At 73.3% G+C, this 11,576-nt stretch carries 6 protein-coding genes; 5 read left to right on the forward strand and 1 reads right to left on the reverse strand.

The window, feature by feature from the left end:
• Positions 1-289: 289 nt before the first annotated feature.
• Positions 290-1,624, reverse strand: a complete 1,335-nt coding sequence (gene gabT, locus QMZ92_RS29160) for a 4-aminobutyrate--2-oxoglutarate transaminase (RefSeq protein WP_283300550.1) — start codon at positions 1,622-1,624, stop codon at positions 290-292.
• Positions 1,625-2,201: 577 nt separating this feature from the next.
• Here gabT and QMZ92_RS29165 point away from each other — a divergent pair.
• The 5 genes from QMZ92_RS29165 (at position 2,202) to QMZ92_RS29185 (ending at position 11,505) form a co-directional block, all read left to right on the forward strand.
• Positions 2,202-4,298, forward strand: coding sequence for a type IV secretory system conjugative DNA transfer family protein (locus QMZ92_RS29165; RefSeq protein ID WP_283300553.1), 2,097 nt, complete (start codon positions 2,202-2,204; stop codon positions 4,296-4,298).
• 102 nt (positions 4,299-4,400) lie between these two features.
• Positions 4,401-5,972 (forward strand): PucR family transcriptional regulator, encoded by a 1,572-nt coding sequence (locus QMZ92_RS29170; protein WP_283300554.1) that lies wholly within the window; start codon positions 4,401-4,403, stop codon positions 5,970-5,972.
• Positions 5,973-6,555: 583 nt separating this feature from the next.
• Positions 6,556-7,437 carry an EamA family transporter gene (locus QMZ92_RS29175; protein ID WP_502962166.1) on the forward strand — a complete coding sequence of 294 codons (882 nt, stop codon included), beginning with the start codon at positions 6,556-6,558 and terminating at the stop codon, positions 7,435-7,437.
• Positions 7,438-7,614: 177 nt separating this feature from the next.
• Positions 7,615-9,060: an aldehyde dehydrogenase family protein gene (locus QMZ92_RS29180; protein WP_283300559.1), complete on the forward strand. Its 1,446-nt coding sequence runs from the start codon at positions 7,615-7,617 to the stop codon at positions 9,058-9,060.
• Between the two features lie 462 nt (positions 9,061-9,522).
• Positions 9,523-11,505, forward strand: a complete 1,983-nt coding sequence (locus tag QMZ92_RS29185; protein WP_283300560.1) for an acyl-CoA dehydrogenase family protein — start codon at positions 9,523-9,525, stop codon at positions 11,503-11,505.
• Positions 11,506-11,576 lie beyond the last annotated feature (71 nt).

Raw genomic sequence — 11,576 nt, forward strand, 5'->3', positions numbered from 1 at the left:
TTTGCCGCGCGCCCCGGGGGGTTTGGGGCGGGCGGCCATCCGATCGGAGAGGAGATCCGGAGCACGAGGCTCCGGTGGTGTGCGCGAGGGCACGGCCAAGGCGGGGCTGGGGAGGCCGCGCCATGGAGTCGCCCGCAGTTCCCTGCGAGCGGGGTGTCTCTCTCATCTGCGGAAACCGTACGGCAGCAGCGGGGGGACCGACAGCGGGAATGCCATCCCGCCATTGCCCCCCCACACGTTCTTCACAGAGAGCGCGCGATTACGGGCGGTTACGCCCCGCCCGACCCGCTCAGACGCCCGCGAGCGCCGACTCGATGACGTCCAGACCCTCGTTCAGCAGGTCCTCGCCGATCACCAGCGGGGGCAGGAAGCGGAGCACGTTGCCGTAGGTGCCGCAGGTGAGCACGAGGACACCCTCCGCGTGACAGGCCTTGGCGAGGGCGCCGGCGGCCTCCGGGTTCGGCTCCTTGGTGGCGCGGTCCCTGACCAGCTCGATGGCGATCATGGCGCCGCGGCCGCGGATGTCGCCGATGATGTCGAACTTCTCCGCCATCGAGGACAGGCGGCCCTTCATGACCTCCTCGATGCGCTTGGCCTTGCCGTTGAGGTCCTGTTCGCGCATGGTCTCGATGGCTCCGAGCGCACCGGCGCAGGCGACCGGGTTGCCGCCGTAGGTGCCGCCGAGGCCGCCCGCGTGCGCGGCGTCCATGATCTCGGCGCGGCCGGTGACGGCGGACAGCGGCAGACCGCCGGCGATGCCCTTGGCGGTCGTGATCAGGTCCGGGACGATGCCCTCGTGCTCGCAGGCGAACCACTGGCCGGTGCGGCAGAAGCCGGACTGGATCTCGTCCGCGACGAAGACGATCCCGTTGTCCTTGGCGAACTGCGCGATCGCCGGGAGGAAGCCCTCGGCCGGCTCGATGAAGCCGCCCTCGCCGAGGACCGGCTCGATGATGACCGCGGCGACGTTGTCCGCGCCGATCTGCTTGGTGATCTGGTCGATGGCCTGGGCGGCGGCCTCGGGGCCGCAGTTGTCCGGGCCGGTGGGCCAGCGGTAGCCGTAGGCGACCGGGACGCGGTAGACCTCGGGGGCGAAGGGGCCGAAGCCGTTCTTGTACGGCATGTTCTTCGCGGTCAGCGCCATGGTGAGGTTGGTGCGGCCGTGGTAGCCGTGGTCGAAGACGACGACGGCCTGGCGCTTGGTGTAGGCCCGCGCGATCTTGACGGCGTTCTCGACGGCCTCGGCGCCGGAGTTGAACAGCGCCGACTTCTTGGCGTGGTCGCCCGGGGTGAGCTCGGCCAGCGCCTCGCAGACCTCGACGTAGCCCTCGTAGGGCGTGACCATGAAACAGGTGTGGGTGAAGTCCGCGAGTTGCGCGGAGGCCCGGCGTACGACGGCCTCGGCGGAGGCGCCCACGGTGGTCACGGCGATACCGGACCCGAAGTCGATCAGACGGTTGCCGTCGACGTCCTCGATGATGCCGCCGCCGGCGCGGGCGGTGAACACCGGCAGCACGGAGCCCACGCCGCCCGCGACCGCGGAGAGACGGCGGGCCTGCAGCTCCTGCGACTTGGGGCCGGGGATGGCGGTGACGACGCGGCGCTCCTGCGGAATTGCGCTCATGAGGGCTCCTGGGGGTGTTCCGGACGCACTTCTTCTTTCTTCGCAGGCTAGGTCCGGGTCAGGGGGTCCGGCATGCTCCGTTCGGTAGTGGTGGGGGCGTGTCCTTGTCCGTGGCGGACATAGAGCCAGTGGCCGGCGTGGTGCGGACGCGCGGTGCGGGGCGGAAGGTGGGCTACGGGCGCGGTGCCCTGGAGCGCGGTTCCGTTGCGGGGCCGGGGGAGCGGCCGGCCGGCCGCCCCGGACGCAGCCGGTGGGAGGCACCCTCCCGGGAGAGAGACGTGCCGCCGAGGAGCAGACCCGGCCGGGAGACGTGGAGGAGCAGGCGCGTCCGGGCCACCGCCGAGCCGCAGCCGGTCCGCCGCCGTGCGGGCCACGCGCGGGCCGGGCCGTGACCGCTTCCCCGCAGGCCCCGCCCGCGACGGCGGGTGCGGCTCCCGCCGGTGCGCACCGGGCGGCTCCCGCCGGTGCGCACCGGCCGCCGCGCTCGCGGTGCGGGATCGCTGAACTCCCCGGCGGCGGGCAGTAGATTGACGGTGGCACAGACGCGCGGACCTGGCTGGTCAGGGGGCAGGGGTTCATGGAGACCGAAGGTACGTACGACGCACGCGGAGCCCGATCGGGCGGCACCGGCAGCGCACGGCCGGTCCCGCGTCCCGCGGGCCCACCGCAGATGCCGTCCGCCGCCCCGCCGGTGCCGTCCCGCCCCCCGGCGGCCCGCGCCTCCGTCGCCGACTGGCTGCGCACCCCGCGCCCCGACGCCGAGCCGGGCGTCTGGCGGCTGGGGCACCGGCCGCGCCCGGCCGAGGAGCCGGAACCGGTCCCGGCGAGGAGGCTCTTCGCGGGCGCGCTGATCGCCCTGCTCGCGGGCTGGCTGCTCTGGTCACTGCTGTGGAACGGCTACCTCGGCCGCTACTGGCTCTGGCCGCTGCTCGTGCTCACCCCGGACTCCTGGCGTGCCGACCCGTCCCTGTGGGCCACGGCGAGCTACGTGTACTACGCCCTCGTCGGCGGAGGGCTGCTCGTCCTCTTCGCCCGGATCGGCCATGTGCCGGAGATCTGGCGCCGCTACTCGCGCAGGAGGGACGTGCCCGCCCCGCCGCCCCCGCCGCGGGAGGACCCCGTCGACTGGCCGGACCTGCGTACCTCGGGGCTGGACGACACGGCCCGCACCCTCGCCGAGGCGACGCGCGACGGCTCGCTCGGCGACGTCGACTACGCGCGGATCCGCCGTGCCTGGCAGGGGGTGCGGGCCAGGCCCGAGCGGCTGGCGGCCTTCACCGACGTGGTCCGCGCCGAGGGCGCGGCGGCTTGTGCGCATCCCTCCGGGGCACGGGATCTGCCGGTGCGCACCGCGGTGCACGACCTCGCCACGCACCAGGTCAGGATCGGCACCGCCGCCGACCACCCCCGCAACCCCTATGCCCGCCGCACCACCGGAGTCGCCCTCGAACCCGCGCTGCTCGGCACCTCGCTGCTCGCCGTCGGGCCGTCCGGGTCGGGGAAGACCGTGCGGCTCGTGCGGCCCGTGGTGGAGGCCATGTGCCTGCAGGCGCTGGCGAACCGTGCCGCCGTCGTCGCCGTCACCGCGCACGGCACGGCGCTGGCCCCCGACGACGCGTTCGACCTGGTCATCGCCCCTGGCCGGCCGGATTCCACGCACGACCTCGACCTCTACGGCGGCAGCGACGACCCCGACGAGGCCGCCCGGAACCTCGCCGAGGCGCTCGTCGGGGACCTTTCGGCCGACGGCCGGCGGGCCGCCACCGCCCTCGCGCAGCTCATCGGGCCGTACCGGGGCGTCCACGGCCGTTTCCCGGCGGTGCCCGAACTGCGCGACCTCCTCGGTGGCGTGCCCGGGGCGCTGGACGGGCTGCGTGCCGCCCTGCAGGCCGCGGGCGAGGCGGCGCAGCTGAGGGAACTGGACGCGCGGGCACGGCAGTCGGAGCGTGCGGACGACATCGGGGTGCTGCTCGCGGAGCGGATCGGGTACCTCGACCGGCCGGCGTTCGCCGGGTTCTTCCGCACCGGCGCGCCCGGCCGGCAGTTCTCGCTGCGGGCCGTCGAGCACCCGCTGAGGGTACGGATCGACCTCCCGGAACGGGGTCACGCCGAGGCGTCAAGGATCATCGCCCGGCTCGTCCTCGCCCAGTTCACCGAAGCCGCCCTCAGCCGCTCGGACCGCTCGCTGTTCGCCTGCCTGGTTCTGGACGACGCCACCCACACGGTCACGCCCGACTCGGTCAGGGCCGTGCAGCGGCTGCGCTCCGCGCACGCCGGGGTGGTGCTGACGCTGCGGACCCTGGAGGACGTGCCGGAGGCGTTGCGAGGGCCGCTGCTGGGTGCGGTCGGCTGCCGGATGGCGTTCGCCGGGCTCGGGCCCTGGGACGGCGGCCGGTTCGCCGAGTCCTGGGGCAAGGAATGGGTGCAGACCAAGGACGTGACCAACCGGCAGATCATCTCCGACGAGCCGCTGACCAAGGCGCTGCACTTCATGCGCCGGGTCGTGACGGGCAAGGCCGCCACGGCCGAGGCGGTGACGGTCCGTGAGGTCGAGCGGGAGCGCTGGTCGGCCTCCGAGCTGGCGCACTCCGTGCCGGCCGGGCACGCCGTGCTCTCCCTGACGTCGGTCCGCGGCGAGCACACCCCGCCGCTCCTGGTGGATATGCGGAACTGAGCCGGGTACCCGTACGCGGTGGCAGAATCGAGCTATGCCGTTCATACGGGACGGCGAAATTGGCCCAGAAGCATCCATCCTCTGCCGAAAGTCCGCGGTCCCATGCCGGTCACCCTCGCTTCCCTCGTCCAGCATTCCGCGCTCAAGCTGGCCGTCCGGGCCGGGGAGGACCGTCTGGGAACCCCCGTGCGCTGGGTGCACGCCAGCGAGCTGGCGGACCCCGTGCCGTACATGGAGGGCGGCGAGCTGCTGCTCGTCACCGCGATGACCCTCGACGCCGCCGACCGGGAGGCGATGCGCCGCTATGTGCGGCGGCTCGTGGGTGCGGGTGTCGCCGGACTGGGCTTTGCCGTCGGGGTCAACTACGACGACATCCCGGACGCGCTGCTGGAGGCGGCCGAGGCCGAGGACTTCCCCCTCCTCGAAGTGCCCCGGCGCACGCCTTTCCTGGCCATCAGCAAGGCGGTCTCCGCGGCCATCGCGGCCGATCAGTACCGAGCCGTCACCGCCGGCTTCGAGGCCCAGCGGGAGCTGACGCGCGCCGCGCTCGCCGAGGGCCCCGCGGCCCTGCTCGCCAGGCTCGCCGCGCACGTGGACGGCTGGGCCGCGCTCTACGACGCCTCCGGTGCCGTGGTCGCCGCCGCGCCCGAATGGGCCGTCCGGCGCGCGGCCCGGCTCACCGGGGACGTGGAGCGCCTGCGGGAACGCCCGGCTCCCGCCAGCGCGGTCGTCGGCGGTACGGAGGACCGCGTCGAACTCCAGTCGCTGGGCACCGGGCGGCGGGTCCGCGGCGCGCTCGCGGTCGGCACCGGAGCGCCGCTCGGCACCGCCGAGCGCTATGCCGTGCACTCCGCGGTGGCCCTGCTGACGCTCACGACGGAACGGTCGCGTTCGCTGCAGGCCGCCGAGCAGCGGCTCGGCGCGGCGGTGCTCAGGCTGATGCTCTCCGGCCAGCCGGACCACGCCAGGACGGTCGCCGGGGACCTGTACGGAGGGCTCCTGGACGCCCCGTTCCGGCTGCTCGTCGCCGAGCCGTCCGGCGAACCGGACCCGGCGGCCGAGCATCCCGTGCACTCCTTCGCCGAAGCGCTGGAGGCGACCGCATCCCGGGCCGGAGAGTCCGTGCTGACCGTGTGGGAGAGCGACGGCAGACTGGTGGTCCTCGCCTCCGACGGAGGAGCGGTCGCGCTCGCGTGCGAGCCGTACACCGAACGCGAGACGGAGGAGGCAGGGGTGGTCGTCGGCATGTCCGCGCCGACCGGCCCGATCGCGGCCGCCACGGCGTACAAGCAGGCCGAACAGGCCCTCTCCGTCGCCCGCAGGCGGGGCCGGGCGCTCGTCGAGCACGAGGAGCTCGCGGCCGGCTCCGTGCTGCCGCTGCTCGCGGACGACGCGGTGCGCGCCTTCGCCGACGGGATGCTGCGAGCCCTGCGGGAGCACGACGCGACCGGCCGCGGCGACCTCGTGGCCTCCCTGCGCGCCTGGCTCTCCCGCCACGGCCAGTGGGACGCGGCCGCGGCCGACCTGGGCGTCCACCGCCACACCCTGCGCTACCGCATGCGGCGCGTCGAGGAGATCCTCGGCCGCTCCCTGGACGACCCGGACGTGCGCATGGAGCTCTGGCTGGCCCTCAAGGCGACCGAGGCCCCGCTGCCGGCTCCGGCCCCGGAGTAGGGTCCGGAGCCGCGCTGCCCCTGCCCGGAGCTGTGCCCCCTGCCCGCAACCGACGGCCCGCGCTCCGGGCCATGGCGCCGCCACGGGGGCAGAGGCCGGGGCCACTGCCCCTCGACCACCGGCCCCGACCGCCGTCCCCTGGAGCCGCCCGGCCGGGAGTCGCATCCCGGCAGACCGCCGCTCTGCGTGATCCGCCCCAGAGAAATTCCCTCTCTGCTGCCCGAATTCGGGCAGAAAACATGGTGTTCGGCCGCTGAACTGCCTAAGGTCCACCCTCGTGATCACCAGTCGGGCGGGGGAGGCATCCGTCCGGCCGTCCACGAGACGGGAAGGACCGATGACACAACCCGCGGCAGACGCCGGCAACCCCACTCCCGGCAACCCCACTCCCGGCAACCCCACTCCCGGCTCGCCCGGCGCGAGGAGACCCCCGGCCCGGCCCGCCGCCGAAGCGGACACCCCACCCGGCACGGAAGCGGGCGTCTCACCCGGCACGGCAGCGGGAGCCGGCCCCGCTGCCGCCCTCCTCTCCGAACCCGGAGCCGCACCCGCCGCCGACTCCGCGCCCGCGTCCGGCCGCCGGATACCAGGCCCGGTCTGGGCGGCGCTCGCCATCGTCTACGTCGTCTGGGGTTCCACGTACCTCGGCATCCGCGTGGCCGTGGAGACCATGCCGCCGTTCCTGTCGGCCGGAGCGCGGTTCGTCGTCGCCGGGCTGCTTCTCGCGGCGATCGTCGCCTGGCGCCAGGGGCCGTCCGCGCTGCGCGCCACCCGCGCCCAGCTGGTCTCCGCCGCCGTGGTCGGGCTGCTGCTCCTCCTCGGCGGCAACGGGCTCGTGGTCCTCGCCGAGACGGCCGTCCCCTCCGGACTCGCCGCGCTGCTGGTCGCCGTCGTCCCGGCCTGGGTCGTCGTCCTGCGGCGGGTGTCCGGCGAGCGGCCCGGCACCGGAGCGTACGGCGGTGTCCTCCTCGGGCTCGCGGGGCTCGCCGTGCTGACCCTGCCGGGGCTGAGCGGCGACGTACGCCTCTGGGGCGTGCTGACCGTGATCGCCGGGACCGTCATGTGGTCGGTGGGCTCCTTCTCCTCCTCCCGCATCCCCATGCCGGCCAACCCGTTCGCCGCGAGCGCCTACGAGATGGTCGCGGGCGGCGTCGGCTGTCTGCTCGTCGGGCTGGGCCGCGGTGAACAGCGGGGCTTCGTGCTCGCCGAGGTCTCCGGCCGCTCCTGGACCGCCCTCGCCTATCTCGTCGTCTTCGGCTCGCTGGTCGCGTTCACGGCGTACGCCTGGCTGCTGCACTCCGCTCCGCTCTCGCTCGTGGCCACCTACGCGTACGTCAACCCGGTCGTCGCCGTACTCCTCGGCGCGCTGATCCTCGGGGAGCGGCTGACCTGGCCGATCGTCGTCGGCGGCGCGGTCGTGGTGGCCGGCGTCTGCCTGATCGTCAGTACCGAACGCCGCCGCTGACGCCTGCGGGGCCCCGCGCATCCCCGAGCGGCGGGTCGCGGGGGAGACCCGCGCACTCGCCAAAGCGGCAGGGCGATCCGGCCGACCACTCCAACGCGGACAACCCACGTTCCGGCCCGGCCGCCCTAACGTGTGAGAAGAGGCAACCCACTACTTCGGAAGGGCCGGGATCCCCAAATGACTTCCACTCACGCCTTCTGGCTCGCCGGCCGCCAGGCCACCGGCGAGACGACCTTCGACGTGACCTCCCCCTGGGACGGCCGTCTCGTCGGCACGGTCGCCGTCCCGACCGACGCCCAGGTCGAGGAGGCCGTTGCCGCCGCCCACGCCGTCGTGGACGAGTTCGCCGCGACCCCGGCCCATGTCCGCGCCGCCGCCCTCGAGCACGTCTCCCGGCGCCTCGTCGAGCGCACCGAGGAGATCGCCCAGCTGATCTCCGCCGAGAACGGCAAGCCCGTCAAGTGGGCCCGCGGCGAGGTCGGCCGTGCGGTCTCCGTCTTCCGGTTCGCCGCCGAGGAGGCCCGTCGCTTCAACGGCGGCGAGGCCCAGCGCCTCGACACGGACGCCGGCGGCCAGGGGCGCCTCGCCCTCACCCGCCGCTTCCCGAAGGGCGTCGTCCTCGGCATCGCGCCGTTCAACTTCCCGCTGAACCTGTGCGCCCACAAGATCGCCCCGGCCGTTGCCGTCGGCGCGCCGATCATCCTCAAGCCCGCTCCGGCCACTCCGCTGTCGGGTCTGATCCTCGGCGAGCTGCTCGCCGAGACCGAGCTGCCCGCTGGCTCCTGGTCGGTGCTGCCGGTCCCGAACGACAAGATGCCCGCCCTCGTCCAGGACGAGCGCCTCCCGGTCATCTCCTTCACGGGTTCCGACAAGGTCGGCTACGCGATCATGGACTCGGTGCCGCGCAAGCACTGCACCCTGGAACTCGGCGGCAACGGTGCGGCTGTCGTCCTCGCCGACTTCGCCTCCGAGGAGGACCTCGACTGGGCAGCGACCCGTATCGCCACTTTCTCCAACTACCAGGGCGGCCAGTCCTGCATCTCCGTCCAGCGCGTGATCGCCGACGCCTCGGTGTACGACCGGCTGCTGCCGAGGATCGTCGCCGCGGTCGAGGCACAGAACACCGGAGACCCGTCCGACCCGTCCACCGACGTCGGCCCGCTGGTCAGCGAGGACGCCGCCAGGCGCGTCGAGTCCTGGGTGGACGAGGCGGTCGGGGCCGGTGCCCAGCTCCACACCGGCGGCAAGCGCGACGGCGCCTCCTACGCCCCGACCGTGCTCACCGGTGTTCCGGCGCACGCCACCCTCGCCTGCGAGGAGGTCTTCGGGCCGGTTCTCACCGTCCAGAGCGTCGACGGCGAGGCCGAGGCCTTCGCGGCGGTCAACAGCTCCAAGTACGGCCTCCAGGCAGGAGTGTTCACCCACGACCTGCAGACCGCCTTCCGCGCCCACCGGGCGCTGGAGGTCGGCGGCGTGATCGTCGGCGACGTCCCGTCCTACCGCGCCGACCAGATGCCCTACGGCGGCGCCAAGCAGTCCGGCGTGGGCCGCGAGGGCGTGAAGTTCGCGATGGACGACTACACGTACGAGCGGGTGCTGGTCCTCACCGGACTCGCCCTGTAGATACGTTCCCGACCGACGGCCGGAGCCCACTGTGCGGGGGCTCCGGCCGTCCTCTTTTTCATCCCGTCTGACCAGCCGCGATGCGAAGTCTCTCCGGACGTGGTCAGGCGTGGTACGCGCGTGCCTCGTGGGAGCTGGGGGTCCAGCGGGGAGGCCATGGCGTGGGGTGCGCCCGCCGCTGTCCGGGCCATAGCGTGGACGGCTCTGATCCCGGCGCCGAGGAAGAGGGCGGCGAGGATCAGGACGAAAGGCCCGGCACTGGAGAGGAACAGCAGGTCAGGGCCACTGTGGGGAATTCACGGTGCGGATGCCCCGGCCGTCCTCCTGTGGTAGCCGGTCACGATCCACCCGGGTGCCCCGCAGGACTGGTGGGGTGGCCGGTAATCGGGTAGATACGGACGAGTAGCACCGGTCGGTAATTCCGGTCCGGCCGCCCTCCGACAGCGGCGAGGTGAGTCCCTCATGTCCGCACCATCCACTCCGCAGGACACCCCGAAGGTCACTGTGTCCCCCGAGGCCACAGAGGCACCAAAGGTCACCGAGCGTGAGGCACGCCAGGTCGCCGAGGCCGCGCGCGAGCAGAGCTGGCGCAAGCCCAGCTTCGCCAAGGAACTGTTCCTCGGACGTTTCCGGCTCGACCTGATCCACCCCCATCCGCTGCCGGCCTCCGAGGACGTGCAGCGCGGCGAGGAGTTCCTCGCCAGACTGCGCGACTTCTGCGAGACGAAGATCGACGGCGCGCTCATCGAGCGCCAGGCCCGGATTCCCGACGAGGTGATCGAGGGACTCAAGGAACTCGGCGCCCTCGGCATGAAGATCGACGCCAAGTACGGGGGCCTCGGCCTCACCCAGGTGTACTACAACAAGGCCCTGGCCCTGGTCGGCTCCGTGAGCCCCGCCATCGGCGCGCTGCTGTCCGCGCATCAGTCGATCGGCGTACCGCAGCCGCTGAAGATCTTCGGCACCCAGGAGCAGAAGGAGACGTTCCTGCCGCGCCTGGCCCGCACCGACATCTCGGCGTTCCTGCTCACCGAGCCGGACGTGGGCTCCGACCCGGCGCGCCTGGCCACCACGGCCGTGCCCGACGGCGACGACTACGTGCTCGACGGCGTGAAGCTGTGGACGACCAACGGCGTCGTCGCCGACCTCCTCGTCGTCATGGCCCGGGTCCCCAAGTCCGAGGGCCACAAGGGCGGCATCACCGCCTTCGTCGTCGAGGCGGGCGCCGAGGGCATCACGGTCGAGAACCGCAACGCCTTCATGGGCCTGCGCGGCATCGAGAACGGCGTGACCCGCTTCCACCGGGTCCGGGTGCCCGCCGCGAACCGCATCGGCCCCGAGGGCGCCGGACTGAAGATCGCCCTGACCACCCTGAACACCGGACGCCTGTCACTGCCCGCGATGTGCGTCGGCTCCGGGAAGTGGTGCCTGAAGATCGCCCGCGAATGGTCCGCGGTCCGCGAGCAGTGGGGCAAGCCGGTCGCCAAGCACGAGGCCGTCGGTGCGAAGATCTCCTTCATCGCGGCGACCACCTTCGCCATGGAGGCCGTCGTCGACCTGGCGTCCCAGATGGCCGACGAGGACCGCAACGACATCCGGATCGAGGCCGCCCTCGCCAAGCTCTACGGCTCCGAGATGTCCTGGCTCATCGCGGACGAGCTCGTCCAGATCCGCGGCGGACGCGGCTTCGAGACCGCGGAGTCCCTCGCCGCCCGTGGCGAACGGGCCGTCCCCACCGAGCAGTTGCTGCGTGACCTGCGCATCAACCGCATCTTCGAGGGCTCCACCGAGATCATGCATCTGCTGATCGCGCGTGAGGCGGTGGACGCGCACCTCTCCGTGGCCGGTGACATCATCGACCCCGACAAGTCGCTCGGCGACAAGGCCAGGGCGGGCGCGGCGGCCACGGCGTTCTACGCCCGCTGGCTGCCCAGGCTGGTCGCGGGCCCGGGCCAACTGCCCCGCTCGTACGCCGAGTTCCACCCGCGCGGGCACGCGGACCTCTCCGTGCACCTGCGGTACGTGGAGCGCACGTCGCGCAAGCTCGCCCGCTCCACGTTCTACGCCATGTCCCGCTGGCAGGGCCGGATGGAGACCAAGCAGGGCTTCCTCGGCCGGATCGTCGACATCGGCGCGGAGCTGTTCGCGATGAGCGCCGCCTGCGTACGAGCCGAACTGCTGCGCAGGACCGGGGAGCACGGCCGGGAGGCGTACCGGCTGGCTGACGCCTTCTGCCAACAGTCCCGCATCCGGGTCGAGGAGCTCTTCGGACGGCTGTGGACCAACACCGACGACCTCGACCGGTCCGTGGTCAAGGACGTCCTCGCCGGCTCCTACACCTGGCTCGAGGAGGGCGTCCTCGACCCGAGCGGCGACGGACCCTGGATCGCGGACGCGACCCCCGGCCCGGCGACGCGGGAGAACGTCCACCGCCCGTTCCGCTGACCGGCCGGACCGTCGTGCGGTCGCCGCTGCGGGCCCGCCCCCTCCGGGCGGCGCCCGCACCGGCGGCGCGC

This window comes from Streptomyces sp. HNM0645 (assembly GCF_030056615.1).
Lineage (GTDB): Bacteria > Actinomycetota > Actinomycetes > Streptomycetales > Streptomycetaceae > Streptomyces > Streptomyces marianii.

Coding starts and splice junctions, on each gene's coding strand:
- gabT (WP_283300550.1), bottom strand. CDS start 1,624: ATGAGCGCAATTCCGCAGGAGCGCCGCGTCGTCACCGCCATCCCCGGC.
- QMZ92_RS29165 (WP_283300553.1), top strand. CDS start 2,202: ATGGAGACCGAAGGTACGTACGACGCACGCGGAGCCCGATCGGGCGGC.
- QMZ92_RS29170 (WP_283300554.1), top strand. CDS start 4,401: ATGCCGGTCACCCTCGCTTCCCTCGTCCAGCATTCCGCGCTCAAGCTG.
- QMZ92_RS29180 (WP_283300559.1), top strand. CDS start 7,615: ATGACTTCCACTCACGCCTTCTGGCTCGCCGGCCGCCAGGCCACCGGC.
- QMZ92_RS29185 (WP_283300560.1), top strand. CDS start 9,523: ATGTCCGCACCATCCACTCCGCAGGACACCCCGAAGGTCACTGTGTCC.